The sequence below is a fragment of the Parafrankia sp. FMc2 genome (assembly GCF_041008525.1).
Classification (GTDB): domain Bacteria; phylum Actinomycetota; class Actinomycetes; order Frankiales; family Frankiaceae; genus Parafrankia.
In genome coordinates this window covers 1-26,724 of sequence record NZ_JBFLUG010000106.1, presented here as the reverse complement: position 1 = coordinate 26,724, position 26,724 = coordinate 1, and the positions used below count along the sequence as shown (strand labels likewise).

21 protein-coding genes and 1 tRNA gene are annotated in these 26,724 nt (G+C 72.7%); 19 read left to right on the top strand and 3 right to left on the bottom strand.

Features of this window, described 5'->3' with window-relative positions; all coding sequences use genetic code 11:
- Window positions 1–92 precede the first annotated feature (92 nt).
- The 5 genes from AB1460_RS26945 to AB1460_RS26925 all read left to right on the top strand — a co-directional run bounded on the left by AB1460_RS26945 (window position 93) and on the right by AB1460_RS26925 (window position 5,283).
- Window positions 93–1,346 carry a TadA family conjugal transfer-associated ATPase gene (locus AB1460_RS26945; protein ID WP_420497380.1) on the top strand — a complete coding sequence of 418 codons (1,254 nt, stop codon included), beginning with the start codon at window positions 93–95 and terminating at the stop codon, window positions 1,344–1,346.
- Entirely contained in the window at window positions 1,343–2,881 is a 1,539-nt protein-coding gene (locus AB1460_RS26940; RefSeq protein WP_368964910.1) for a secretion system protein, read from the top strand. Before AB1460_RS26945 ends, AB1460_RS26940 begins: the two co-directional genes overlap by 4 nt.
- 473 nt (window positions 2,882–3,354) lie before the next feature.
- Window positions 3,355–3,492: a DUF4244 domain-containing protein gene (locus AB1460_RS38410; RefSeq protein WP_083986581.1), complete on the top strand. Its 138-nt coding sequence runs from the start codon at window positions 3,355–3,357 to the stop codon at window positions 3,490–3,492.
- Window positions 3,493–3,502: 10 nt separating this feature from the next.
- Complete coding sequence (locus AB1460_RS26930; RefSeq protein ID WP_368964908.1) at window positions 3,503–3,898, top strand: TadE family type IV pilus minor pilin; 396 nt, start codon at window positions 3,503–3,505, stop codon at window positions 3,896–3,898.
- Window positions 3,895–5,283 (top strand): Rv3654c family TadE-like protein, encoded by a 1,389-nt coding sequence (locus AB1460_RS26925; RefSeq protein ID WP_368964907.1) that lies wholly within the window; start codon window positions 3,895–3,897, stop codon window positions 5,281–5,283. The genes AB1460_RS26930 and AB1460_RS26925 overlap by 4 nt, the downstream gene beginning before the upstream one ends.
- An 87-nt stretch (window positions 5,284–5,370) precedes the next feature.
- Here the strand turns inward: AB1460_RS26925 and AB1460_RS26920 are convergent, their stop codons facing one another.
- A complete protein-coding gene (locus AB1460_RS26920; RefSeq protein ID WP_420497379.1) occupies window positions 5,371–7,812 on the bottom strand; it encodes a DEAD/DEAH box helicase in 2,442 nt (813 codons plus the stop codon).
- A 281-nt stretch (window positions 7,813–8,093) separates the two neighbouring features.
- Between AB1460_RS26920 and AB1460_RS26915 the strand changes: the two genes are divergently transcribed.
- The 9 genes from AB1460_RS26915 (at window position 8,094) to AB1460_RS26875 (ending at window position 22,434) form a co-directional block, all read left to right on the top strand.
- Entirely contained in the window at window positions 8,094–8,435 is a 342-nt protein-coding gene (locus AB1460_RS26915) for an STAS domain-containing protein (RefSeq protein WP_071090670.1), read from the top strand.
- A 54-nt stretch (window positions 8,436–8,489) separates the two neighbouring features.
- On the top strand, window positions 8,490–9,077 hold the full coding sequence (locus AB1460_RS26910) for an ATP-binding protein (protein WP_368964906.1): 588 nt from the start codon (window positions 8,490–8,492) through the stop codon (window positions 9,075–9,077).
- A 604-nt stretch (window positions 9,078–9,681) separates the two neighbouring features.
- The gene (locus AB1460_RS26905) at window positions 9,682–12,042 is read left to right on the top strand and encodes a sodium-translocating pyrophosphatase (RefSeq protein WP_368964905.1); all 2,361 of its coding nucleotides are present in this window, start codon (window positions 9,682–9,684) and stop codon (window positions 12,040–12,042) included.
- 586 nt (window positions 12,043–12,628) lie between these two features.
- Entirely contained in the window at window positions 12,629–15,805 is a 3,177-nt protein-coding gene (topA, locus tag AB1460_RS26900) for a type I DNA topoisomerase (RefSeq protein ID WP_368964904.1), read from the top strand.
- Window positions 15,805–18,126 carry a dTMP kinase gene (tmk, locus tag AB1460_RS26895; protein WP_368964903.1) on the top strand — a complete coding sequence of 774 codons (2,322 nt, stop codon included), beginning with the start codon at window positions 15,805–15,807 and terminating at the stop codon, window positions 18,124–18,126. The genes topA and tmk overlap by 1 nt, the downstream gene beginning before the upstream one ends.
- A gap of 70 nt (window positions 18,127–18,196) precedes the next feature.
- Window positions 18,197–19,438 carry a DNA polymerase III subunit delta' gene (locus AB1460_RS26890; protein ID WP_368964902.1) on the top strand — a complete coding sequence of 414 codons (1,242 nt, stop codon included), beginning with the start codon at window positions 18,197–18,199 and terminating at the stop codon, window positions 19,436–19,438.
- An 88-nt stretch (window positions 19,439–19,526) separates the two neighbouring features.
- Window positions 19,527–20,471, top strand: coding sequence for a metallophosphoesterase family protein (locus AB1460_RS26885; RefSeq protein WP_420497378.1), 945 nt, complete (start codon window positions 19,527–19,529; stop codon window positions 20,469–20,471).
- A 130-nt stretch (window positions 20,472–20,601) separates the two neighbouring features.
- Complete coding sequence (locus AB1460_RS26880; RefSeq protein WP_368964901.1) at window positions 20,602–21,678, top strand: PSP1 domain-containing protein; 1,077 nt, start codon at window positions 20,602–20,604, stop codon at window positions 21,676–21,678.
- A 93-nt stretch (window positions 21,679–21,771) separates the two neighbouring features.
- Window positions 21,772–22,434, top strand: a complete 663-nt coding sequence (locus AB1460_RS26875) for a histidine phosphatase family protein (RefSeq protein WP_368964900.1) — start codon at window positions 21,772–21,774, stop codon at window positions 22,432–22,434.
- Here the strand turns inward: AB1460_RS26875 and AB1460_RS26870 are convergent.
- On the bottom strand, window positions 22,394–23,125 hold the full coding sequence (locus AB1460_RS26870; RefSeq protein ID WP_071090694.1) for a response regulator transcription factor: 732 nt from the start codon (window positions 23,123–23,125) through the stop codon (window positions 22,394–22,396). The two genes, AB1460_RS26875 and AB1460_RS26870, sit on opposite strands and share 41 nt — an antisense overlap.
- Before the next feature lie 389 nt (window positions 23,126–23,514).
- Between AB1460_RS26870 and AB1460_RS26865 the strand changes: the two genes are divergently transcribed.
- Window positions 23,515–23,586 (top strand) — tRNA-Thr (locus tag AB1460_RS26865).
- Between the two features lie 456 nt (window positions 23,587–24,042).
- Here AB1460_RS26865 and AB1460_RS26860 read toward each other — a convergent pair.
- Entirely contained in the window at window positions 24,043–24,816 is a 774-nt protein-coding gene (locus tag AB1460_RS26860) for a GntR family transcriptional regulator (RefSeq protein ID WP_368964899.1), read from the bottom strand.
- A 326-nt stretch (window positions 24,817–25,142) separates the two neighbouring features.
- On the opposite strand from AB1460_RS26860, the gene AB1460_RS26855 reads away from it, so the two are divergent.
- The 4 genes from AB1460_RS26855 to AB1460_RS26840 all read left to right on the top strand — a co-directional run bounded on the left by AB1460_RS26855 (window position 25,143) and on the right by AB1460_RS26840 (window position 26,602).
- Window positions 25,143–25,463 carry a hypothetical protein gene (locus tag AB1460_RS26855; protein WP_368964898.1) on the top strand — a complete coding sequence of 107 codons (321 nt, stop codon included), beginning with the start codon at window positions 25,143–25,145 and terminating at the stop codon, window positions 25,461–25,463.
- Entirely contained in the window at window positions 25,460–25,867 is a 408-nt protein-coding gene (locus AB1460_RS26850; RefSeq protein WP_368964897.1) for a hypothetical protein, read from the top strand. Before AB1460_RS26855 ends, AB1460_RS26850 begins: the two co-directional genes overlap by 4 nt.
- Window positions 25,867–26,286, top strand: a complete 420-nt coding sequence (locus tag AB1460_RS26845; RefSeq protein ID WP_368964896.1) for a hypothetical protein — start codon at window positions 25,867–25,869, stop codon at window positions 26,284–26,286. Before AB1460_RS26850 ends, AB1460_RS26845 begins: the two co-directional genes overlap by 1 nt.
- Before the next feature lie 148 nt (window positions 26,287–26,434).
- On the top strand, window positions 26,435–26,602 hold the full coding sequence (locus tag AB1460_RS26840) for a hypothetical protein (protein ID WP_368964895.1): 168 nt from the start codon (window positions 26,435–26,437) through the stop codon (window positions 26,600–26,602).
- The last annotated feature ends 122 nt before the right edge of the window (window positions 26,603–26,724 follow it).

Below are 26,724 nucleotides of genomic sequence, written 5' to 3'. Positions count from 1 at the left end.
CGGCCTCGCCATCGGCCCGGACGGTTCGCCGGGCAGCGACAGCGCGCCGGCGGGCGGTGCGTCCGCCGCCGCCCGCGGCAGGCGTGGTGTGCATGGCATCCACAGCCTGGACGGTGCCGGGGCCGGAGTCGGGGTGGATGGCCGCCGCGACGCGGACCGCTGGGCAGCAGATGTCCAGTCCGCTCTCCGTGGCGGGCGGCGTGCCCCTGGCCGCCGGGAGCGTGCTCTCGGAGCATCTGGACCGGCTGGGGCCGCTGGCAACCCTCCTCCGCGACCCGGAGGTGACCGATGTCCTGGTCAACAGCCCGGACAGGATCTGGATCGAACGGGCCGGCCGGCTCCGCCTCACCGGTGTGCGGTTTCCCGACGACGGCGCCGTCCGTGCCCTCGCCGTGCGACTCGCCGCCGGCGGCGGGCGCCGGCTCGACACCGCGATGCCGTTCGCCGATGTCCGGCTGCCCGGCGGAATCCGGCTGCACGCAATGCTCTCCCCGCCGGCCCTCAGTGGCACCTGCCTTTCCCTGCGCAGGCCGCGCCCCCGCCCGTTCACACTGGCCGACCTCGCGGCAGCAGGCACGGTCGGGCCCGACGCGGCGGGCGTCCTGCGGGCCGTCCTCGACACCAGGCTGACCGCACTGATCAGCGGCGGGACCGGGACGGGAAAAAGCACCCTGCTCGCCGCACTCCTGGACGCCGTACCTGCCGCGGAACGGATCGTGCTGGTGGAGGACACCGCCGAACTGGTCCTGTCCCGGGTCAACGTTGTCCGGATGGAGGCCCGGCCCGCCAACATCGAGGGCGCCGGAGAGATCACGCAGCGGGACCTCGTCCGGCAGTCGCTACGCATGCGGCCCGACCGCCTCGTCGTCGGGGAGGTACGCGGGCCGGAGGTCCTCGACCTGCTGATGGCGATGAACACCGGTCACGAGGGCGGCATGGGGACGGTGCACGCGAACGCCGCCGAGACCCTCCCGGCGCGGCTGGAGGCGCTCGGCACGCTGGCCGGGCTGCAGCGCGCCGCCCTGCACAGCCATCTCGCCGCGGCTGTCCAGGTGGCCATCCACCTCGGGCGTGACGGCGCCGGCGCCCGCCGCGTGGTCAGCATCGGTGTGCTGCGCCGTGGTGCCGACGGACTCGTCCAGGTCGTCCCGGCGCTCGTCGCGGGCAGTGGGCATGCCGCGTCGCACGGCCGTCGGCGAGACGAGCACAGCCCCGGCCGGCTCACGGCAGCCGAGGGTCTCCCGGTGCTCCTGCGCCTCCTCGAGGATCGCGGCGTGCGCCTCGCGCCCGCCAGGCTCACCGCACCGCCCGCACCGCCCGCACCGGGCCTGCGCGGTGCGCGGTGATCTCCGGTGCCAGCCTCACCCGCCGTGCCGCGCAGGCCGGTGCGAGCCTCACCGCGACGGCTCTCGGCGGGCCGTTGGCGGGGCTCGCGGTCGTGCTGATCTGCTCCGGGTACCGCGCGGTACGTCGGTGGGCGCTCGCCCGTTACCAGGCCGAGCTGCGGGGGGCGGCGGAGGACGTGCTCGGCGCGCTCGCCACCGAGCTGGACGCCGGCGCGGCGCCGGGTGACGCGCTGCGGATGGCGTTGGCCTCGGTCGGCAACCTGCCAGCGCACCCCGCCGGCGAACGACACGGCCCCGGCCCTGGGCCCGGGCCGGTGGTCGTACCGCCCCGGGCTGGGAACAGCCCGGCGGCACGCGGACGGTTCCGGGCCCGGCGGACCTCGCGCGCGCCGCGCAGGCCGTCGGGCGGCTGGCTCGACCTGCCGCGGCTACAGGAGCTGCTGGTCAGCGCTGACGATCCGGCCAGGCTGCTCGCCCGGTGCGACGCGGCCGCGCTCCGGCAGCTCGCGACCGCCTATCGGGTCTGTCAGCTCGCTGGCGTACGGCTCGCGCCGGTCGCGACAATGCTCGCCGACGCAGCCCGGTCGGACGCGGCCCGGGCGGACGAACTCGCGGCCGCGCTGGCCGGCCCACGCTCGTCCGGCCGCCTTGTGGCCGGGCTACCCGTGCTCGGCGTGCTCCTCGGCGTGCTCCTCGGCGCCTCACCTCTGGTGGTCCTGGTGACGCCGCCGGTCGGGACGGCGTGCCTGGCCGCGGGGGTGCTGCTTGACCTCACCGGACTGCGCTGGCTGCGCCGGATCGCGGACGGCGTCCAGGCCCGGGTACCTCCGGTGTGTGCCGGACCCTTCGAGCTCCGGCAGGGCCGGTCCTCACGGAGCTGGTCTCTTCCAGGCAGGTCGACGTCCCGCGAGTACCGGCGCAGGCTGCTCGCCGACCTGCCACTCGCGCTCGACCTCGTCGCCGCGTGCCTGCGCGCTGGGGCCACCACGCAGCACGCGCTGGAAGTGGTCGGGGCGGCGACGGGCGGCCCCGCCGGGGCGCAGCTGCGGGCGACCGGCCGCGCCATGCGGCGCGGCCTGCCCGCGGACGAGGCCTGCCAACGGCTGCTGGACGCAGCCGGCGCGCGACATCCAGCGGAGTCCGCGGGTGGGCGCCGGACCGGTGGTCGGCGACATCCCCGGCCGCACCGCGTCGCCTCCCGACCTGCGCGGGCGTTGTGGACGGGCGCGCTCCCGGGCAGATCCAGGCCGGCCCGGGGGCACGAGACACGCGCGGTACTGGCCGCGGTCGCGGCCATCGGTCGGACCGAATCCTCCGGTGCGAAGCTCGCGATGACGCTCACCAGGATCAGCGCCCGGGCCCGGCAGGATGCCCACGCCGCGGTCATCACCGCGGCGCGGCGGGCGGGTGTGATGGCCGTCGCTCCCCTCGGGTTGTGTTTCCTGCCCGCATTCCTGCTGCTGGGGGTCGTGCCGGTCGTCGTCGGTTCCGCCCCGGGCCTCGGCCCCGGTCTGACGTTCCCCGGTCGTGGCTGAGGCGCGCCACCGCCGTCCCCACGCCGGCCGTCCCCGCGCCGCGTTGGCCAGGCACGGGCCCCCGAGCCGCGCACGTCGAACGGTCGGGCGGGCCGAACGGGTCGAACGGGTCGGGCGGGTCGGGCGGGCGCAGGGCTGTGGACGAGATCGGGCTGTCCACAGAGGCCGCGTGTCAGGCCAGGCCGAGGCGTCCGCGGATGACGATCAGTGGGCACAACCACCCGATCGTCCCGACCCTGGCCCGGAGGCCAACGATGCGACTCCTGCTCCCTCTGTTTGTCCTGGCGGCCTTCCTCACCGTCGCGCAGCCGGCCCGTTCCTGGCCGCCGCTCCACCCGAGGCTGCCGACTCGCCCAGGGCGCACCCTCGGCTCATGGCTTCCGTCCCTCCCATGGCGGCCTGCTCGCGTCGAGGGGCCGCGGCGGCGTCCACCCGGGCTCTCGAGCATCCGCTCTGGTTCTGCCGACGCGGGGATGTCGACAGCCGAGTACGCCGTCGGCACGCTCGCCGCCGTCGCCTTCGCGGGCGTGTTGTACGCGGTGGTGTCGAGCTCGGCGACCCGGTCCCTGATCTCCTCAGTGGTGCAGCGCGCGCTGACGGTCTCGTTCTGAGGCCGTGTCGATGAAACCGGCCAGGCTGGCGACCAGCCGCGACGACAGGGACCAGGGCCAGGTGACGGCCGAACTCGCCATGGGCCTGCCAAGCCTGGTGGCCGTGGTGTTCCTGCTCCTGTGGATGATCAGCGCGGTGTCGGCGCAGACGCGGTGCGCCGAGGCCGCCCGGCTGGCGGCCAGGGCCGCCGCCCGCGGCGAGACACCGGCGGCGACCCGCGCCTGGGCACTACGGGTCGCCCCGGCTGACGCCGTGATCGACATCGAGGAGGTCGAGGGAGGCGTCCGCGTCCGCGTCGCCGCCACCGTGGGGGCGGGTGGGGCAGGTGCGATCGCACCCACGGTCACGGTCTCCGCGTTCGCGGTCGCCGCCGTCGAGGCCGCGGCCCGGGAGCGCGAACGGTGACATCGACGGACCCGGGTGCATCGCCACCGGCCGCCGACCAGGGCTCCGCCACCATCTGGCTGCTCGGCGGGCTGATGGTGCTGATCCTGGCGGGGTCGACGGCGCTGAGCCTCCTCCAGGTCGACGCGGCCCGCCAACGGGCGGCGACCGCCGCGGATCTCGCCGCGCTCGCCGCCGCGGCGGACCGCTCGGCCGCAGCCGACCTCGCCTGTCAGCGCGCCAGGGACACCGCCCACGCGAACATCGCGCGGATGACGGCATGCGAGATCGACAGCACCGGCGTCACCGTGGCCGTCGAGGCGGATCTGCCGGGTCCTCTGCACGCGTTCGGCCCGGCGCGGGCCAGAGCCCGCGCCGGGCCGTGGGAAGGGGCACCGAACGCCTACACGGCGGCCGCGCCGACGCGAGTCGGCGCCGGCCGGCCGGAGGGTCAGCTCGTCCGGGCGCCGGTGGTGGACGCGGAGGTGCCGGCGGGCTCGCCGCTCCCCGGCGTGTCACCACCAGTCGGGCCGTCCGTGGGACGCGACTCGTGCTTCCTCCGGCGCAGGTCGGCGACCCGTGCGACGACCCGGTCAGCACGCGGTGTCGAAGGCTTCGGCTCAGCCGGCCGCGGGGAGGCGCCCCCCGCCCGGCCGGCGGCCGGCGCGGACTGGGCGGCGGGGACGACAGGGCCCGGCGCCGTCGCCGCGACAGCGGGGCCGGCCTGCTGTGCGGGCGAGCCGGTCACGGCAGCCGCGGGCCGGGCGTCCCGCGGGCTGGCCGGCCCGGTCGCCCGGGGCCTCACTGCCTCCGCCGCGTCGGGGCCAGGGCGGCCCATCGACAGCGGTTCGGTGGGCACGGTCGCGGAGCCGGCCGCCCGACCAGCCGGGACCGAAGCCGGGGGCGGCGGCGTGGCGGCGTGGGACGCGGCGCCGGCACGGGGCGCAGTTCCGGGAACGGGCATGCCGGCAGGCGCATCCGCGGTCCGGGCTCGGCTCGGCGCCGGCGCCGGGCGCGGATTCGTGCCGGCCTGTCCCGTACGGGCGGGAGCGGCACCCATCGAGGCCGGGACCGGGCTCGGGGCAGGCCGCGCGGGCGCTGGCTGCGGCGCCGGCACCGCGCGGGTCATCGCCGCCAGGTCCCGGGCCCGCTGGCGCTCTTCTCTGCGCCGCTGCCGGTCCCGCGCGAAGCCCTGCAGCCCGATCTGCACGCCGGCAACCACCAGGACGCCGGTGGCCAGGCCCAGCACGAACAAGCCCCAGATGTCGAAGGACAGTGACTGCCCCATGATCATGACTTCGGTCTGGCCGGAGTTCTCCAGCACGAGGTCGGCGGTGAGAACACCCGCCAGTAGCAACAGGACCACGCCGACGGTGACCACCGGGACCTCCAGATTCCTGCCGTGATTACGGGACACCAGACCGCTTCGCGTATCCGACAGAGGGCGGTCTACCCCCGATACGGTCGTCTGCACCCCCAGCCCACGAAGGTGTCTATTCCTGTCGGGACTCCAGCGTTTTCTGCCGGCCGCCGTCCACCGCGGCAAGCAGAGCATCCAGCAGCCGCACGGCCGCCGCCTTGGCGAGAGGCTCGTTGCCGTTTCCGCACTTCGGCGACTGCACACAGGACGGGCACCCGGCGGGGCACTCACAGGCGGCCACGGCGTCCCGGGTCGCCCCCAGCCACTCCGCCACCCGTTCAAAGCCCCGCTCGGCGAACCCGGCGCCACCCGCATGGCCGTCATAGACGAAAACGCTGGTCAGGCCGGTGTCCGGATGCAGAGCAGTCGACACTCCACCGATATCCCATCGGTCACAGGTCGCGAACAGCGGAAGCAGGCCTATCGCCGCGTGCTCGGCGGCGTGCACCGCGCCGGGCACGTCGGCGGACTCGATTCCAGCCGCCGCCAGCAGGTCGTCGGTCACGGTGTACCAGACGGCCCTGGTCCGCAGGTGGCGTGGCGGCAGGTCGAGTGGCTCCCGCCCGAACACCTCTCCGGTGGCGAGCCGGCGTCGCTGAAAACCGGTCACCTGATGGGTGACCTCCACCGTGCCAAAGTGGATCTCCACAGCTCCGAACCGGGCAGCACGAGTGGATTCGACGACCCGGATGTCGGTGTGCTCCCGCGCGACGGTCGTCCAGTCCGGCGACGCCGCCTCGACGAACGCGACCGCGTCCTCGAGGTCCAGCTCGGCGACGATGAAGGTCGCACCCTGGTGCACGTAGACCGCCCCCTGGTGCACCGTCGAGTGCGCGGTCGCGGCGTCCTCGGTGCCGAGCAGGCGGCCGGTTCCCGCCTCGACGATCCGGACCGGAGGCCCCCCGGCCCCCCGGATGTCGACATCCGGTCGGTGTCGCTGGGTCCAGAACCAGCCGGCGGGTCGGCGCCGGAGCCGGCCGCGGCGGACGAGGTCGTCGACGGCCGCGCGGGCGCCGGGGCCGAAAAGTGCGAGATCGTCCTCGGCCAGCGGCAGCTCGCTGGCGGCGCACTCCAGATGCGGCATGAGTACATACAGGTTGTCCGGGTCGAACACGCTCGCCTCGACCGACCGGCCGAAGACGGCCTCCGGGTGGTGCACGAGGTAGGTGTCCAGCGGGTCGTCCCGGGCGACGAGGACAGCGAGCGCGCCCTGCCCAGCCCGGCCGGCGCGGCCGGCCTGCTGCCACAGCGACGCGAGCGTCCCAGGGAAACCGGCGATGACGGTGGCGTCAAGCCCGCTGATGTCGACGCCGAGCTCCAGCGCCGGCGTGGCGGCCACGCCGAGGAGCTCGCCGGTCCGCAGCCGGCTCTCCAGATCGCGGCGTTCCTCGGCGAGATAGCCGGCGCGGTACGCGGCGACCCGGCTGGCCAGATCCGGGGACACCTCGCCCAGCCCGCGGCGGGCCGCCGCGGCGACGACCTCCGCGGCCCGCCGCGACCGGACGAACACCAGCGTCCGCGTGCCGTCCGCGACGAGATCGGCCAGCAGGTCCGCCGACTCGGCGGTCGCGGCCCGCCGGACCGGCGCGTCGTTCTCCCCGCGCGGGACCGGGAGGTCCGGCCCGCCCTCGCCGGAGCCGGCAGCGGTGGAGCCGACAGCGGGTGGAGACGGCTGGCGGGAGCCCGCTCCGAGCAGCGGAGGCTCGTAGAGGGCGAAGTCCATGGGCCCGCGGGGCGAGGCGTCGGTGTCGACCACCTCCACGTCCACACCGGTCAGCCGGGAGGCCGACATCCCCGGGTCGGCGACGGTCGCCGATGCGAGGACGAAGACCGGCCTGGATCCGTACCGGGCGCAGACCCGCCGCAGCCGGCGCATGATCAGCGCGACGTGGGCGCCGAACACACCTCGGTAACCGTGACACTCGTCGATGATCACGTATCGCAGGCCGCGGAGGAACGGTGCCCACCGGCGGTGGCCCGGCAGGATCCCCCGGTGCAGCATGTCGGGGTTCGTCAGGACGAACGTGGCGTGCGCCCGCACCCATTCACGCTCGGAACCTGGCGTGTCGCCGTCGTAGGTCGAGGCGCGGATGCCGGTCAGCCGCAGTGAGCGCACCGACCGGAGCTGGTCGTGGGCCAGTGCCTTGGTCGGCGCCAGGTAGATCGCGCGGGCCCCCGGCTCCGCCAGCAGGCGGGACAGCACCGGCAACAGATAGCCCACCGACTTGCCGGAGGCGGTGCCTGTCGCAAGCACGACATCACGGCCCTCGTGGGCCGCCTGGGCGGCTTCGGCCTGGTGCGCCCACGGCTGCTCGACACCCGCGGCGCGCAGCCGGCCGACCAGAACCGGATCCGCCCATTCCGGCCACGGCACGGCCTGGCCCCGGCGGGCCGGCACGTGCTCGACATGGGTGATGTTGCCCGCCCGGCGGCTGTCTCGGGCGAGTCGGGACAGAACGCTGCCAGCGCGGGAGAAGTCCTGCGCAGCGGCTGCCGACGAACCCACGCCCGCCACGATAGGCCGTCCCGGACAACCCACGTGTCCCACCACCGGCGGGGTACGGCGGCCACGGCGGACCTTGCCGGTCACGGCCCTAGATCGGCGATAGCATCATCCGAGGTGCACCGCCCCGGACGGGGAAGGGCCGCGTGACAGCGACTCTCCGCCGGCCGCGCCGAATGCCGGCTCGCTCCGTGTTGCGGGCTACCGGATTGATCCTCCTCATGGGAGGGTAGTGCCGCCGTGATGTCGGTTGCCCGAGGCGCGGGCGCCGGGAAGAACCACTAGGAGGATCCGTGGATCTGTCCCTCACGACTCGCCAGGAAGGGACCCACACGGTCGTCGTGGTGGGCGGCGAGATCGATGTGTACACCGCCCCCAAGCTCCGTGAGCAGCTCATCGACCTGGTCTCGGCCGGGTCGTACCACCTGGTGGTCGACATGGAGGGCGTGGAGTTCCTCGACTCCACCGGCCTCGGCGTTCTGGTCGGCGGTCTCAAGCGGGTGCGCGCGCACGAGGGTTCCCTGCGCCTTGTCTGCACCCAGGAACGCATTCTGAAGATCTTCCGCATCACCGGGCTCACCAAGGTGTTCCCGATCCACTCCTCCGTCGAGGAAGCCCTGGCCGCCCGCGACTGAGGCAGCTTTCTTCGCCGCGTCAGGTCCCTTCGCGAAAGGCAGGTCTCCGGACGCATGCCCACCGTCGAGTTGTGCTTCGCAGCCCTGCCCGGCCATGTCCGCACCGCACGCATGATCGCCACCGCGGTCAGCCGGCGGGCGGGCGTGCCGGCCGGGGCGGTCGACGAGATCAAGCTGGCGGTCGGGGAGGCGTGTGCCCGGGCCGTCCGGGTCACCCGCCGGAGCAGTCCCCAGGCACTCGTACGGGTGGAGCTGACGGACTCCGCTGAGACGTTCACGGTCGTCGTCTCCGACAGCGGCGTCCCGGGCGACGAGATCGCCCCGGGGCCGGACGGTGGCCTGATCAGCGTCGACGCCCTCCTCGGCCTCGAGAACCCGGCGGGTCCGGAGGCGTCGGTCCTCGGCGTTCCCGACCTGCCCGGGGATGCCGACTCCGACCAGCCGTTTCCTCCCGGCCTCGGGCTGGCCCTGATCGAAGGGCTGGTGGATGAGGTGGCCGTCCGGCGAGGCGCGGACGGCACAGGAACCGTGGTCGAGATGACCTGGCACACCGGGGAACCCGCCGACGACACCGACCTCGACTCCGCCGCGTACGCGGCGCTCGCCGCCGAGATCGCCGGTTCGGCCCGCCGGCAGGCCTGAACGGTCAGCCTCTCCTCACCGCCCGCTGGGGGTCTCCGGAAACTCGGAGGCCCCCAGTAACGCGTCCGGCTCCGGTTTCGCGGAGGCATCGCGACACCCGCACCTGGGTGCACGCATCGTCACCAGGCGCGACCGCTTGCGGACAACCGGCTGCCGTGCATGCCAGCCGAGAGCCGGGGACTCTTTACAACAAAACCAACAGACCCGGCCAGTCACAGCCGAAAAACCCGCGCACGTCACACACCTACGGATAGACTCCGCCGCATCTCGCCGACGGTTGATCGGAGCCGTCGGAGTTTCCCTTGGTGTTCCCTGTGGGGTCCGGGCCCCGGGCCACAGGCAAGGGCCACATGGGTGTTTGCCGCGCGGGCGGGACAGCGGTGCCGGTGGAACGGCGTCCGCTTCCTCGCCGGAGTCACCTCCGGCGACCGCCCGGCCCGCACCAGCCGGCCCGCGCCCGCTGACCGGTACCGGTCCGCCACCCAGAGCGTCGTCGGATGCGACGTCATGGCTGTTGCCGACGAGTGGTGGGGAGTGGGCGGTCGGCGCCCACCCTCACGCTGCCGCGGCGGCAGAGGGTGCACATGACAGACCGGGAGGAGCCATGTCCCCGATCCACACCCTACAGGGCGATAACACTCCTATCGACCTTAGCGGTGGAGCTGTGGGGTTGGTCGCCGGTGTGGCGATCGTCGCAGCGCTCGCACTGCTGGTGGCCGGATACCTCGTGCGCGAGGTACTGGCCGCGAGCGCCGGTACACCGAAGATGATCGAGGTGGGAAAAGCGGTTCAGGAGGGAGCCGCAGCGTATCTCCGACGGCAGTTCCGGACCCTCGCCGGGTTCGTCATCGTCATTCCCTTCGTCCTGCTCCTTCTCCCTGCGGACGACACCGGTGCCCGAGTGGGCCGTTCGGTGTTCTTCGTGGTGGGTGCCGTCTTCTCGGCGCTGGTCGGTTTCGTCGGCATGTCCCTGGCCACCCGCGCCAACACCCGTACGGCCGCGGCGGCGATCGAGCGCGGTGAGCGTGCCGCGATGCGGATCGCCTTCCGCACCGGTGGTGTGGTCGGGATGTTCACCGTCGGCCTGGGCCTGCTGGGCGCCGCGGTGGTGGTCCTGGCCTTCCGTGACACCGCCCCCCAGGTACTGGAGGGGTTCGGCTTCGGAGCCGCGCTTCTGGCGATGTTCATGCGGGTCGGCGGCGGCATCTTCACCAAGGCGGCGGACGTCGGCGCCGACCTCGTCGGCAAGGTCGAGCAGGGAATTCCGGAGGATGATCCCCGCAACGCGGCGACCATCGCCGACAACGTCGGCGACAATGTCGGCGACTGCGCCGGAATGGCTGCCGACCTGTTCGAGTCCTACGCCGTCATGCTGGTCGCGGCCCTGATTCTCGGAGTGAAGGCCTTCGGCGAGAACGGGCTGGTCTACCCGCTGCTGATACCAGCAGTCGGCGTAATCACGGCGATCATCGGAATCTTCGCGGTCTCGCCCCGCCCCGGTGACCGCACCGGAATGACCGCGATCAACCGCGGTTTCTTCATCTCAGCCGTGATCTCGGCCGTCGGCGTGGTGATTGTCACACTGCTGTACCTGCCCGGAAGCTTCGCCGAGCTCCCGGGAATGGCCGGCAGCACCCAGAGCGGAAACCCCCGGGTGATCGCGATCAGCGCGGTGCTCATCGGCATCGTGCTGGCGGCGGCCATCCAGCTTCTGACCAGCTACTTCACCGAGACGAACCGGCGTCCGGTGCTGAGCGTCGTCGAGGCGTCGACGACCGGTCCGGCGACGAACATCCTGGCTGGTATCGGGGTGGGCATGGAGTCGGCCGTCTATTCGTCTCTGCTCATCGGGGCAGCCGTGTTCGGGGCCTATCTGCTCGGGTCCGGGAGTGTCACGATCGCGTTGTTCGCGGTGGCGCTGGCCGGCACGGGACTTCTCACCACTGTCGGTGTCATCGTGTCGATGGACACGTTCGGGCCGGTCAGCGACAACGCCCAGGGAATCGCCGAGATGTCCGCCGGGCCGGAGGGGATCGACGAGCGCGGAGCGGCGATTCTCACCTCGCTCGACGCGGTCGGAAACACCACCAAGGCGATCACGAAGGGCATCGCGATCGCGACCGCTGTCCTCGCCGCTACCGCCCTGTTCGGGTCGTTCACGGACACGGTGACGACAGCGCTGGCCGACGCCGGCGTCGCCCCCGAGATCGGCCGGGGCACCGTCGGTGGTCTCAATGTGGCCTATCCCGACGCACTGGTGGGCCTGATCATCGGTGCGGCTGTGGTCTTCCTGTTCTCCGGACTGGCCATCAACGCCGTCGGGCGGGCCGCCGGGCGGGTCGTGACCGAGGTGCGCAACCAGTTCCGCACCCGACCGGGGATCATGCAGGGCACCGAGAAGCCCGACTACGGCGCCGTCGTGGACATCTGCACCCGGGATTCGCTGCGAGAGCTCGTGACACCCGGAACCCTGGCGGTGATGGCGCCGATCGCGGTCGGGTTCGGTCTGGGCTATCCGCCGCTGGGGGCCTTCCTCTGTGGGGCGATCGCCGGCGGCGTCCTGATGGCGGTCTTCCTGGCCAACTCGGGCGGGGCCTGGGACAACGCGAAGAAGCTCGTCGAGGACGGTCGGTATGGCGGCAAGGGTTCCGAGGTACACGCCGCCACCGTGATCGGCGACACGGTGGGCGACCCGTTCAAGGACACCGCCGGGCCGTCGATCAACCCGCTCCTCAAGGTCATGAATCTGGTCAGCCTGCTGATCGCACCCCTGGTGGTGAAGTTCTCGGTGGGCGAGGACGAGAACACGCCGGCACGGATCGGCATCGCCCTGGCGGCCACCGCGGTGATCATCGCTGTTGTGGTCGTCTCCAGGCGGCGGGGATCATCCGTCGGCGACGGACCCCCGGTTACCGCCGCGCCGCCGTCCCGTTCGCCGGAGTCGGACTCGGAGGTTCGCGTCTGACCCGGACTCCCGATGTGACCCGGTCCGGGCGCCGGTGCCGGTCAGACGACCGGCACCGGCGCCCGGCCGCACGTTCGGACTCCGCGACCCGATCAGGCCGGGCAGCCCGCTGTGACGCCCGGCAGGGCGCAGCACAGGCAGCGCAGTGCCAGGCAGCGCAGTGCCAGGCAGCGCAGTGCCAGGCAGCGCAGGCAGCGCACCGCGGGCCGTGCAGCCGCCGTCGCGCCACTCGGCGCGGGGAGATCTCTTTGACGCTGGACCAGCCGGCGCCTGCCACGGCACGATGGTGCGGTCGGTGGCCGGTGCGACCACAGAGAGAGAACTCGCTCGGGCCTCGACAGCGGACGGGGGGATCCCTCCAGCGACACACCGGCGTACGGTGCTCCCTGCGGCCGATTCCGGCAGCGGGAGATGTCCGGTCGCGCCGGGCCCGCGTCCACGCCCACGGAGCGGGAGACGCCAGCGCGCCGTACGACGGCCCGGGCGGGCATTGGAGCAGACAGAGGTAGATCACACGAGGGTCAGCGGGGCTGGAGCAACAGTCACGGTGATCCACCGGATGCAGCACGCCGTATCGAGGAGAGAAGTGCCACCGCGCACGAATTCGACGAGCCGGACGACCGCGGGGTCGCCGACGCCGGTCGCCGAGCCTGCCGACCGCACCGAGCCTGTGGGCGCGACCGCGACCACCGCCCCGGCCGGCACGGCCACCGCGGCCGCGACGTCCGCGTCCGCCACCGCGGGCGGTGCGGCTGGCGTCCCCAGCGAGCGCGCCCCGGACGGCTCCCCGAGCGCCCGCCGGCCGGCCGGCGGGCGCCGCGCGGCGAAGGTGGAGGGAACTCGCCTTGTGATCGTGGAGTCGCCCGCGAAGGCGAAGACGATCGCGGGCTATCTGGGCCCCGGCTGGCAGGTCGAGTCGAGCATCGGTCACATCCGGGACCTGCCGCGCAGCGCCGCCGACGTTCCCGCCGCGCACAAGGGCAAGCCCTGGGCCCGCCTGGGCGTGGACGTCGACAACGGTTTCGAGCCCCTCTACGTCGTCAGTCCGGACAAGAAGGTGCAGGTCAGCAAGCTCAAGTCGCTCGTCAAGGACGCCAGCGAGCTCTATCTCGCGACAGACGAGGACCGGGAGGGCGAGGCGATCGCCTGGCACCTCCTGCAGACGTTGAAGCCGACCGTCCCGGTCAAGCGCATGGTCTTCCACGAGATCACCCCGCAGGCGATCCAGCGTGCCGTCGACAGCCCTCGGGAGATCAACGAGAACCTGGTCAACGCGCAGGAGACCCGGCGGATCCTGGACCGGCTCTACGGCTACGAGGTCTCCCCCGTGCTGTGGAAGAAGGTCATGCCGAAGCTGTCGGCGGGGCGGGTCCAGAGCGTGGCGACCCGGGTCCTCGTCGAGCGCGAGCGGGCCCGGATGCGGTTCCGGACCGCCGAGTACTGGAACATCGAGGGCGTCTTCCAGCAGACCGCCGGGCACGACGGCGCCGCACCGGACCGGACCCCCCTGCCCGCGACGCTCGTCGCGCTGGACGGGCGGCGCCTGGCCAGTGGCCGTGACTTCGCCCCGACCGGCGAGCTGACGTCCGACGCTGTCGCCCTGCTCGACGAGGCGGGCGCCCGGGCTCTCTCCGCCCGGCTCGCCGATGCGGCGTTCACGGTGCGTTCGGTGGAGACGAAGCCCTACCGGCGCTCGCCGTACCCGCCGTTCATGACCTCCACGCTGCAGCAGGAGGCCGGGCGCAAGCTGCGCTTCTCGAGCCAGCGGACGATGCAGGTCGCCCAGCGCCTGTACGAGAACGGCTACATCACCTATATGCGGACGGACTCGACGAACCTGTCCGAGACCGCGCTCGCCGCCGCCCGGGACCAGGCCCGCACGCTCTACGGCACCGAGTACGTTCCGGACCGGCCACGCGTCTACGCGAAGAAGGTCAAGAACGCCCAGGAGGCACACGAGGCCATCCGACCGGCCGGCGACCACTTCCGGACACCGGGCGAGGTGCGCGGGGAGCTCGACGGCGACTCGTTCCGGCTCTACGAGCTGATCTGGCAGCGCACGGTGGCCAGCCAGATGGCGGACGCCCGCGGCACCAGCGCCACGATCCGCCTGGGCGCGCGGTCCTCCGCCGGTGAGGACGCCGAGTTCTCGGCGTCCGGGAAGGTCATCACCTTCCCGGGATTCCTGCGGGCCTACGTCGAGGGCGCCGACGACCCGGACGCCGAGCTCGAGGACCGCGAGCGGCGGTTGCCCGACGTCCGCCAGGGTGACGCGCTCGACACCCGCACGCTCACGCCGCGGGGCCACACCACCAGCCCGCCGCCGCGGTTCACCGAGGCGAGCCTGGTCAAGACGCTGGAGGAGCTGGGGATCGGCCGGCCGTCCACATACGCGTCGATCATCGGAACGATCCAGGACCGCGGCTACGTCTGGAAGAAGGGCTCGGCCCTGGTCCCGAGCTTTGTGGCCTTCGCTGTGGTCGGTCTGCTCGAGGATCACTTCGCCCGGCTCGTCGACTACCAGTTCACCGCCTCGATGGAGGACGACCTCGACGCGATCGCCGCCGGCACGGCCGCGTCCGCCGACTGGCTGACCGGCTTCTACTTCGGCTCCACCGAGGCAGACGGCTCGGCCGGGGTGGAGGGCCTGAAACACCTGGTCGGGGAGCGGCTCGGCGAGATCGACGCGCGCGAGGTCAACTCGATTCCGCTGGGCAAGGCCGAGGACGGCGCGACCGTCGTCGTGCGGGTGGGGCGCTATGGCCCGTACGTCCAGCATGGCGAGGGCCGCGCCAGCGTCCCGGACGAGGTCGCTCCGGACGAACTCACGGTCGAGCGGGCGCTGGAGCTGCTGGCCGCGCCGAGCGGTGACCGGGTCCTCGGCACCGACCCGGAGAGCGGCGCGTCGATCACCGCGAAGGCCGGCCGGTACGGCCCCTACGTGACGACGGACAGCGAGCCACCGCGGACCGCGAGCCTGCTGCGCACCATGTCCCTGGAGACCGTGACGCTGGAGGAGGCGCTGCGGCTGCTCACGCTGCCCCGGGTCCTCGGCGTGGGTGAGGACGGGGCGGAGGTGACGGCCCAGAACGGGCGGTACGGGCCCTATGTGAAGAAGGGCACCGACAGCCGGTCGCTGGAGTCCGAGGAGCAGCTCTTCACGGTCACCCTGGAGGAGGCGCTGGCGCTGCTGGCCCAGCCGAAGGCGCGCGGGCGGCGACAGGCCGCACAGACCCCGCCGCTGCGCGAGCTGGGGCAGGACCCGGCGACCGAGCGCCCGATCGTCGTCCGGGAGGGGCGTTTCGGGCCCTACGTGACCGACGGCGAGACGAACGCCAGCCTGCGCAAGGGCGACGCGGTCGAGACGATCAGCACCGAGCGGGCCGCGGAGCTGCTGGCGGACCGCCGGGCCCGGGGCACCACGACCACCCGGCGGACGACGAAGTCCACCACGAAGGCGCCCGCCAAGAGCACAACCAAGGCCACAACCAAGTCGCGTTCGACCGCCAAGAGCACCGAGAAGACTCCGGCGAAGTCGAAGTCCGCGGCCAAGGGCACGACGGCGGACAAGGACAAACCCGCCAGCACGGCCAGGACCACAGCCAGGACCACATCGAGAGCCGCGAGCGCCGGTAAGGACGCGGGTGGGCCCTCGGCCACGCCGGCGGCCGGCGGCGGCACCGACGGTGGCGACAGCGACGGCGGCACCGGAGCCGCCGGAGCTCCCGGAGCCGCCTCCGGCGGCTCGCGACGGTCCGGCTGATGGATCTGCCCGTCGGCGAAAGCCGCGGCGATCTGGAAGGCACACCGATACAGGTCCCGGCTGGCGGGCCCGCGGCGGGCGTACCCGTCCCGGCCGACCGGGAGCAGCGACACGAGCAGGCCCAGCCCCAGGGGCAGCGACACGAGCAGGATCGGCGGCAGGAGCAGAACTCGGCCAACCGCGACGGGACGGGCGCCGGCGCGCGGCGGCGGGCACCACGCATGCGGGTCCGCCGACCGCTCAGCCGCCACCCGGTCACGACGGTGCCCTCGCCGCCGCCGCGGTCGCGCACCTCCGACGGCTCGGACAGCGATGTGCGGGCCGTCCTGCGCATCCCCGAGTTTCGCCGGATGTGGATCCAGCTCAGCCTGTCGAGTCTGGGCGACTGGCTGGGTCTGCTCGCGACCACGGCGCTGGTCACCGAGCTCACCACCAGTTTCTCCGGCAAGGCGTACGCGATCGGCTCACTGCTGATCGTCCGGCTGCTGCCCGCCCTGGTGCTGGGCCCGCTCGCCGGTGCGATCGCCGACCGCCTCGACCGCCGGCTGACCATGGTCGTCACCGACGTCCTGCGGTTCGCGCTGTTCCTGTCGATCCCGATCGTCGGCACGCTCGAATGGCTGTTGATCGCCTCCTTCCTGGTCGAATGCGTCAGCCTGGTCTGGGCGCCGGCCAAGGAGGCCTCGATCCCGCACCTGGTCCCGCGCAACCGGCTCGCGGCGGCCAACACGCTCAGCCTGATCACGACCTACGGCACGGCGCCGCTCGCGGCGGCGATCTTCACGCTGCTCGCCACGGTGTCCCGCGCCCTGGCACCGAGCATCAGCTTCTTCGAGGACAGCTCGCTCGACATCGCGCTGTACTTCAACGCCGCCACGTTCCTCGGCTCCGCTGTCGTGATCTGGGGCCTGCGCTCGATCGGCCGCGCGGAACGGCCCGAGCCCGGCTCCGAGCCGGGCTTCTTCGCCTCGATCACCGAGGGCTGGAAGTTCGTCGGCCAGGACCGGCTCGTCCGCGGGCTCGTCGTGGGCATCCTCGGCGGTTTCGCCGGGGCCGGCTGCGTGGTCGCGCTCGGCAAGCTCTACGTCGAGCTCCTCGGCGGCGGCGACTCGGCCTACGGTGTGCTCTTCGGTGCCGTCTTCATCGGTCTGGCGAGCGGGATGGCCGCCGGGCCGCGGCTGCTCGGCGACTACAGCCGGACCCGCCTGTTCGGCGTCTGTGTCACCGGCGCGGGTATCACGCTGGTCATCGTCGCGATCATCCCGAACCTGGTGATCGCCTGCATCCTGGTCGTGCTCGTCGGCGCCTTCGCCGGCGTCGCCTGGGTCACCGGCTACACCCTGCTGCAGGCCGAGGTGGCCGACGAGCTGCGCGGCCGCACGTTCGCGCTGGTGCAGTCGCTGGTCCGGGTCGACCTCCTCCTCGTCCTGGCGGCCGCCCCGGGCCTCGTGGGGCTGATCGGCTTTCACGAGGTCCACCTGTGGGGGGACATCAACGTCCGTGCGGACGGGGTCACCGCCGTGCTGCTGGGCGGCGGGCTGCTGGCCGTCGCCGTGGGCCTGTTCTCCTATCGGCAGATGGATGACAAGGTCGGCGAGGCCGTCCTGCCGGAGCTGTGGAACGCGGTGCGGGGGCGTCGGTACCGCCCCAGCCGGCGGCCCCGGCACGCCGGGCTGTTCGTGACCGTCGAGGGTGCCGCGGGTGCCGGTACGGCGGCGCAGCTCGAACTGCTCGAGGAGTGGCTCGCGGCGAGCGGGCGTGAGGTCGTCGTCGTCCGGGAGAAGAGCGGGACCCGGCTCGGGACCGGCCTGCGCGAGCTGCTGGACGACCCGTCCACCCGCCCGAGCGTGCGGACCGAGGCCCTGCTGGACGCGGCCGACCGGGCTGAGCAGGTCGCGCGGATCATCGAACCCGCGCTCGCCCGCGGCGCGATCGTCCTGACCGACCGGTACGCGGACTCCTCGATCGCCTACCAGGGGGCCGACCAGCGTCTCGACCGCAACGAGCTGGCTGTGCTGGCCCAGTGGGCGACCCACTCGCTGCTGCCCGACGTCACGATCCTGCTGGATCTGCCGCCCGACCTGGCGCCGGCACCCGACGGCGCTGGCAACGACACCAGCAAGGACAGCGGCAACGACAACGGCCCGGCCTCGGCCGCGTACCAGCAGCGGGTGCGGGAGCAGTTCCGCCGGCTCGCCGAGGAGGATCCGGATCGGCACGTCACCTTCGACGGCACGCTGTCCGCGCAGGAGCTGCACCGCAGGATCCGCCCGCTGATCGCCGGCCGCCTCGTCAGCGGGACCGAGGCCGCCGCCGTCTGACGGCGCGCCCGGGCGTCGCCACCCGCCAGGGCCACCCTGGCGGGTGGCGCACCGGGTGGACAATGTGCGGGTGACGGTCTGGGATGCGCTGGTCGGGCAGGACTCCGTCGTCTCGACGCTCACCGCGGCGGCACGGGCGGCCGCGCTGGTGACGACGCAGGGCCCGCTCGCCGCGGCCCGCGCCGGGATGACGCATTCCTGGCTGTTCACCGGGCCGGCCGGGTCCGGCCTGGCCGTCGCTGCCCGCGCCTTCGCCGCCGCGCTGCTCTGCGAGAACAGCCCGCCCGGCTGCGGTCAGTGCCCGGGCTGCCACACCGTCCTGTCCGACACCGCCGCCGACCTGCGCACCGTCCGCCCGGAGGGGTTGTCGATCGGGGTGCGCGACGTGCGCGCCCTGATCCGGGACGCCGCCAGCGCACCCAGCGCCGGCCGGTGGCGCATCCTGCTGATCGACGATGCCGACCGGTTCACCGACTCGGCGGCGAACGCTCTGCTCAAAGCCCTGGAGGAGCCGGCCGAGCGGGCGGTGTTCCTGCTGTGCGCGCCGTCCGTCGACGACGTCCTGCCGACGATCCGGTCCCGCTGCCGGTCCGTGGCGCTGCGCCTGCCGCCGGTTGACGACGTCACCGCCGCCCTCGTGCGGGAGGGCGTCGACGAAGGACTCGCGCGGATGGTCGCGCAGGCTTCCCAGGGGCATGTCGGGCAGGCCCGGCGACTGGCCGCGGACCCGCAGGCCCGGGCCCGCCGGGAGGCGGTGCTACGGCTGCCGTCCCGGCTGAACCGGGTCGGTGACTGCCTGGCGGCCGCGGCCGATCTGGTCGACGCCGCCAACGCCGACGCGCAGGCCGCCAACGCCGACCGGGACGAGGCCGAGACGGAAGCGCTCAAGACGGCCCTCGGAGTGGGCGCGACCTCGGCCGGCACCCGGTCCGCCTCCGCCCGCGGCGGCGCGCGGGCCGGTGCCAAGCCGAAGTCGATCCAGGTCCGCGGCGCCGCCGGAGCGCTCAAGGAACTCGAGCGGACGCAGAAGAGCCGCGGGCGGCGCACCGTCCTCGACTCCCTCGACCGGGCGCTGGTCGATCTCGCCGGCCTGTACCGGGACGTCCTGGCCCATCAGCTGCGAGCGGGCGTGGCACCCGTCCACCCGGACCACGCGGAGGCCATCGAGCGACTGGCGGCCACGGCCACTCCGGAGCAGACGCTGCGCCGTTGGGAGGCCGTCCTGGCGACCCGGCAGACACTCGCAGACAATCCGGGACTCGTGCCGCAGCTCACCACCGAGTCTCTCGCGCTCGCGCTACGCGACGCGTGAGAACCTGTTGCGTGACGTCGCCGCCCGGAGACGGGCGGCGGCGGCGACCAGGCGGCGCGCCGCCGCCGCACGTGACGGAGGGATGATCATGCGGGTTGCGGCTGTCGGGGACCTTCACGTCGTTCCCGGGTCCGCGCACCGCCTCCGGCCCGTCTACCAGCGCGCGGCCCTGGTCGCGGATCTTCTCCTGCTCGCCGGTGACCTGACCAACCGGGGCGATCCCGAATCCGCGGCGGAGCTGTGCGCTGTCGTCGGGAACCTGGACCTGCCGGTGGTGGCCGTGCTTGGCAACCACGACCATGACACCGGCGTGGGCGACCAGGTCGCGGCGATGCTCGGCGCCGTCGGTGCCATCGTTCTCGACGGCACCGCGACAACTGTCGAGACGCCCGGTGGTCAGGTGGGAGTCGCCGGGGTGAAGGGTTTCGCGCAGGGCCATGCGGCCAGCGTCCCTCCCGGCGCGGACGCGGCCTACCAGCTCCGTGACGCGCTGGCGCGGCTCGACACCGACCTGCGCATCGCGCTGACGCACTACGCGCCGGTCGCGGACACGCTCACCGGCGAGGATCCCGCGATCCACCGGTATCTCGGCAGCTCCCTGCTCGGCGCCGCCATCGACGGCGCGCTGGCCGGCGACGCCCCCGCGGACTCCCCGACCGGCGCAGACCAGCCGGGCAGCCACGAGTCCGCGGGCAGCCAGGGGTCCGCCTCCTCATGGTGGGCCTATGCGGGCACGGGGGCTGCCACCGCGCGCACGGACGGCGGCCGGCGGGCGGGCAACGCGGCGACTCTGCCCCGCCTCGGCGTCTGGCCGGAGCCGCACCCGGCCGCGGGGCGCCGCCGAGCGACGGCCACGGCCGCGGCTCGGCCCGCCCGGGAGCCGGCGACCGCGCTTGCCGTCCACGGGCACGCCCACCACGGCCAGGAGATGGGCCGCACCCCGGGCGGCACGCCGGTCCGCAACGTCGCGCGGCCGGTGATCGTCGCGCCGTTCGCCGTCTACCGTCTTCCGGGGGCCGCCCGGATCGGATGACGGCACGGCACGCACCCGTCCGACCCGGCGCGGGCCCGAGATGCGCGAACCGAGGGTGCTGACGCCATACCCGTCATAGTCTTCTCCGGGTGTACCGGGCACCCGAGTGGGGAAGGTGGCGGGCCGTCGCATGCCGATGATGTGTGCGGTTTCCTTTTCCCGGCGGGGTCGTCTGTACTACGCCGACCCCGGCCCGCACAGCCCGCGGGTGGGCGACCGGGTGCTGGTCCCGACCGACGAGGGCGCTGAGGTCGCAACCTGCGTATGGGCCCCGCAGTGGGTGAGCGAGGACGTCGGCGGCCTGCCTGTCCTCGCCGGGCTCGCCGGCGAGGAGGACCTGCGACGCAACGACGCCTCCCGGCGGCGCCGGGCGCAGGCCAGGGTCGCCGCCCGCAGACTCGTCCGGGAGCATGGCCTGCCGATGAAGGTCATCGGCGTGGATGTCGTCCTCGCGACGAACGCGATCACCGTCTATTTCACCGCGGAGAACCGGGTCGATTTCCGCTCGCTGGTCCGCGATCTCAACCGGACCCTCTCCGCCCGGGTGCAGCTGCGCCAGCTCTCGGCCCGGGACAGCGCCAAGCTGCAGGGCGGCATCGGTTCCTGCGGGCGGGACCTCTGCTGCTCCACCTTCCTCACCGATTTCGAGCCGGTGAGCGTACGCATGGCCAAGGATCAGAACCTCTCGCTGAACCCGATGCGGATCAGCGGTGCCTGCGGACGGCTGATGTGCTGCCTCCGCTACGAGCACCCGCTCTACGAGCAGTTCACCGCCACGGTTCCCGCCCTCGGCGAACGCGCCTCGACCCCGGTCGGTGACGGCCGTGTGGTCGGCCACGACGTCCCCCGCCAGCAGGTGACGGTCGAGCTCGACGGCGGAGGCCGGCACAGCTGCTCACATGCGGACGTCTGCGGATCCCGCCAGGCGTACGAGGCGACCCACGGCTCCCGGCAGCCAGCCTCCGAGCAGCCAGCTGTCCCGGGATCGGCCGTTTCCGGATCGACAGTCTCCACACCGGCGGTCTCCGGACCGCCGAGCTGCGCCGTGGGCCCGGGAACGGAAGCCCCCGCGGGGACGGAGGGGGTCGAGGGGTCCGGGCAACCGGGCGTCCCGCCGGACGTCTCCGGCTCGGAATCCTCGGAATCCTCGGAATCCTCGGAGCCCTCGGTGCGGCGCGGGCGGTCCCGCCGACGCGGGGAGCAGTAGACGCACAGCACATGTCAGGGCACGGGGCGGCAGCTTGCCGACGTCCGTTCCGCTGCCGCACACCGAGTACGCCTACACGATCCGGGGGGCACCGTGGGACGGTTGACGTGGTTGGTCAGACACGGGGAGAGCATGGCGAACGCGGGTCTGCCGACCGCGGAACCACAGGGCATCGCGCTGACCGAGCTGGGTCTACGGCAGGCCGACGTCGTGGCCGACGCGGTTCCGCACGCCCCGTCGCTCGTTGTGACCTCGAGTTTCCTGCGGGCCCGGCGCACCGCCCGGCCGACTGCCCGCAGGTTCCCCACCGTGCCCGAGGAGATCTGGGAGGTACAGGAGTTCACCTATCTGGGCAGCCTGCACGGCCAGAACCTCAGTGACCGGGAGCGCGCGCCGTTCGCCGACACGTACTGGCACGCGGCGAACCCGTATGCGGTCGACCGTCCGGATCTCGGCTGCGAGTCGTTCGCCGGGCTGATGGACCGCGCCGATCGGCTGCTGGCCCGGCTGAGCCTGATCCCCGATGGCCTCGTCGTGGTCTTCAGCCACGGAATGTTCATCCGCGCGGTGGACTGGTGCCTGCGCAGCCGCGCTGGCAGCGTCGACCGCCTCGACATGGGCGGCTACCGGGAGCACCAGCGTGGCAACCCCGTCCCGAACGGGTCGATCATCGAGTTGGACCTCGACGACAAGGAGCTCCGCGAGCCGATCGAACTCACGGATCGAAGCGGTAGCCCATTCCCCGGAGTGTGGTGACGAGCCGGCGTTGTGGCGGTCTGCCCTCGACCTTGGTCCGCACCCGCCGCACATGTTCGGTCACGGTGGCTGGATCCTGGAACCGGGTCCCCCAGACCTGTTCCAGGAGCTCCTCCCGGCTGAACACCCGGCGCGGGTGGCGGGCCAGGAAGGCCAGCAGCTCGTACTCGCGTGCGGTCAGGTCCACCCGCTCGCCGGCGACGGCCACCTCACGGGCCCGCAGGTCGATCGAGACGTCGCCGTAGACGAGCGGCTCGTTGCCGTCGCCCGTGCGCTGCGGCGGGGCCTCCACGGGCCGGCGGCGCAGCCGGGCGCGGACCCGGGCCACCAGCTCACGCAGCGAGTACGGCTTGACCACGTAGTCGTCGGCGCCCAGTTCGAGGCCGACAACCCGGTCGACCTCCTCGGCACGACCGGTGAGCATGATCACCGGAACCTCGCTGGTCTGCCGCAGCCGACTCAGGACGGCGAAACCGTCCATCCTCGGCATTGCCACGTCCAGCACAACGAGATCCACCTCGGTGGTCTGGAACAGCCGCAGCGCCGCCTCGCCGTCCGCAGCCTCCAGCACGCGGTACCCGAATCGCTCAAGGCTGCGTGCCAGTGCGATTCGCGATGCCTCGTCGTCCTCGGCAACCAGCAGCGACGCTCCGCGCGTCGTTCCTGGCGCTCCTTCCCCGGCCCCGGTCATGGAGCGAAACCCTACGCAACCTCACCGGAGCCACTGCGACCGGGGGTGCCTTTTCGGCACCTTCAGACCGACCCGTCCGGAGAACCGCTCGCGATTTCGTCACGGAAAGCCCTTCCTGGCATGCGATCAGTGCACGTCCCGATCCCGACACTTCCACGGGGCAACCGACGGTCCACCTCGTGTGGCTTACTGCTCAGAACATCAGATCAGTGACATCGCGACGTCGGCACGCAACCAGCGGTCCCCGGGTGCGTCACCGGGTGCGAACGGCTGCGGGCGGATGCGCGCAACCCCGGCCGCAGGTGCCGATCGCCACCGGGCTCCCGTCTGGCATACTCGTGCGGGCAGGGCGGTGACGGTGTCTGTGAACCCGCACTCGCCCAGCAGTCGCCGGAGTAGCTCAGTGGCAGAGCAATCGCCTCGTAAGCGATAGGTCGCGGGTTCAATCCCCGCCTCCGGCTCAAACGCAGTCCCACCAGGGAGAACCCCGGCCCTCGGCGATCACCGCGCGGTAGCTCACCGGTGGCGGTCCTATCAACTTCGATGATCCGAGAGGATCACGGCGACGCTCCGACACGCCGACCGGGTGGCCGGGACGACGCGCCCGGCGAGCATGGCGCGCCAGCGCCACGCGCAGTCCGGAGCGCGGCGGGCCCGGCCGGGTCCTGGGCGGCGCGGCGCGTGCGTCGCCGTGATCCCCACTCCGGGGGGCGGGGGTGGTTGGCCTTCCCTCCCACCGCCCTGCTTCAGCTCCTGATCATTCGGGCCGTCGCGGCGAACGCCGTGACGGAGTTCACACACACGCGGCCGGTACCTGCGAGAGGTACCGGCCGCTTCGTGTTGCTGGCGCGGCCCGCAGGGCCGCCCTTGAACAAGTACGGAAAGTTGGCACAGGGGCTACGAGACGGGTGGCGTGATCACTCAGCTGAGACGTCGTAGAGCAAGACGTGACGATCTCCGGGCAGTATCACGACGTAGACCTCGATCGGCCGATCATGCTGGTCAAAGCTCGTTCGGAGCAGTCTGCCCACGGGGACGCCCGGCGTTAGGCGCAGTTTGGAGGATTCCTCGGCGCTCGGCATGCGCCAGGTGATCTCGTCCTCGTATCGCGTAGGGATGTGCCCGAGGTCCTCGAGAACCTGGTCGGTCCCCTCCACGACGTCCGCCGGGTCCATGATCTTGCTTTCACCGACGATGTCGAGCGGGTAGTAGCTGTCTCCAAGCTGTAGCGGCTCGTCGTCGGCGTACATCACCCGACGGCGCACCCCGACCGATTCGCCCGATTGCAGGGCAAGGTGCGCGGTGATCTCCTCAGTGCCCGGGACGACCTCCGTCGTACTCACCTGCCGGGGGGTCTTCCCCTGTGCCTCGATCTGCTGGGCGAAGGTGTCCCGTCGCCGGTCAGCTTCGAGCCGCTTGCGACGGGAGCCGGTCAGCGACGCGTAGTACTTCATCGGCGGCTCCGGGCGGACGAAGCTCCCAAGCCCCCGCTGAGAGATGAGTAGACCCTCGGTGCGTAGGAGGTTCAACGCCAGTCGGACCGTGTTGCGACTCGTCGAATGCCTCTCGGCAAGCTCGGATTCGGTGGGGACCTGGGCGCCTGGAGCCAGCTCGCCAGAGCGGATCTGCTCCCGGAGCAGCGCAGCGAGCTGGTGGTAAAGCGGGCGCGGGTCCGCCGGATTGAAGATCACTTTTGCCCCTTCGCCTGCCCTCAACCTGCAAGGTTGTACCCACAGGCTAACAACCCTTGACACCCGCGCAGCGCGTCGTGTATCAATGGCGTTGTTGGTACAACCCAACAACGGTGAGACGGGGAGGCAACCCCGTCTCACCAGGGCAAGACCCCGGGCCTTCTGGACATGAAAAAGGCCCGGGTGGGAGGCAACCCACACCGGGCCGGACGCGACTTGCGATCGCTCTTTGAGCGTACAGCGTCTGTGCACGTCGTGGCGCCTTCCGCACCCGATCTGTTGGTGCGCTCCCGGCTGGGTCCGGGGGCCGGTGGAAGGACCGATCGATGTCCCGTACCCGCACTGCCGAGCGCCCCGGCAAGACCACCCGCGCGGCCGATGGGCCCGCACCGTCGTTCGACGCGATGGTCGCCGCGCTCGTGGACGCTGACCTGTCCCTCAAGGAGCTGGACACCCCGGCGGAGGTCCGGGCCGAGGTCAACACCCAGGTGGCCTTCTGGGGAATCACCACTCTCGCCCGCCGCGCGGAGAACATCCGCCGCAGCCGTAACCTCGACCACGACCCGCGGGTGATGCGCTGCCGCCGGGCCGTGGCGAACATGCTCGTGGCCGAGGGTGCCCACCGCGCGTTCCGGAGCGCCTGGTGAGCGCGCGGCGGACCCCGCTGTCCGGCTGGGACCTGATCTCCTCGTTGGGCCTGTTCGGGGTCATGGTCGCCCTGGGCGCCTCCGACCTCGGCCCGGAGACCCGTGTGCCGCTGCTGCGGCTCGTCGCGCTGGTGGAACAGGGCACGGCCCGTCTCGGGGGTCCGGCCGGGGTCGCCCGCCGGGAGCTGGCCGCGATGGCCCACGAAGAGGCCTGGGCGCAGTGGCGCGCCGCTGACAAGACCGGCATGACCTCCGCAGCGAAGAACCGCAAGCTCGGGGCGATGTGCCGGGTCTCCGATCGCTACTGGGGCAGCAACGGCCGGGGCACGGTCTCCCGCTACGACCAGATCCATACCCACGCCCTGGTCCTGGCGTCCACCTCGATCCGGCAGGCGGTCGCCTGATGACCTCCACGCAGACGGCACGGGACGCGGACACGGCCGCCCGCACCTACCGGAACCTGCACATCGGTGAGCTGGAAGTGGCGTTGGCAGCGTCGGACATGCCGACCACCGGCAGCAGGGTCAGCGAGGAACAGGCCTGGGTGTTCGTCGCCCAGGGCGTGCAGCGCCTCGGGCTCGCCACGATCCGGGAGCGGGACACCGCCGCCCGGCAGCTGACCGCGCGTCTACTCGACACGAAGGACAGGACCACCTGCCGGGCCCTGGAACGGGCCTACAACGCCCTGTTCGGCGGGGCACGCCGGGAGGTCCAGGCCCGCAACACCGCCGGCCTGACACTCCACGGCCCCCACGCCCAGCTGATCCACCGGTACCCGCGCACCGGCAGCCGCCCGACCTCACCGGCCCGCCGCGCGGCCTGACCGGACTCCGCACGAGTCCCCCCAAGTCCCCCGCAGTCCTCTCCCGGATCGGGTGCCACCGCGTGATCGTGCACAGGTGGCACCCGACCCGCGACCCGACCGCAACCCAACTAGGACGTACACCGCCGACCACCGGCGATCACCGGCGTTGACCTGCACGTTTCCGCACATCCGGGCCGATCGAAAGTCGATCGGCCCGCAGCTGCCGGACGGCACGGTCCACTACCTGGCCGAGTACATGGCGAAGTCCGTCACCCCCGCCGACCCGGCCGCGCTCCTCGACACCGCCGAGGGCCTGGCCCCGGGCGACGGCTGACCGGCCGGGGCGACCCCCCTTCTCCAGCCCCCCGCACGGGCCCGGCCCGCACGCAGAGCGACAGGGAGGAGCCAAGGGAGGCCACCGCCCGGAAGGGAGAACTCCCTTCCCCCTCCCTTCCC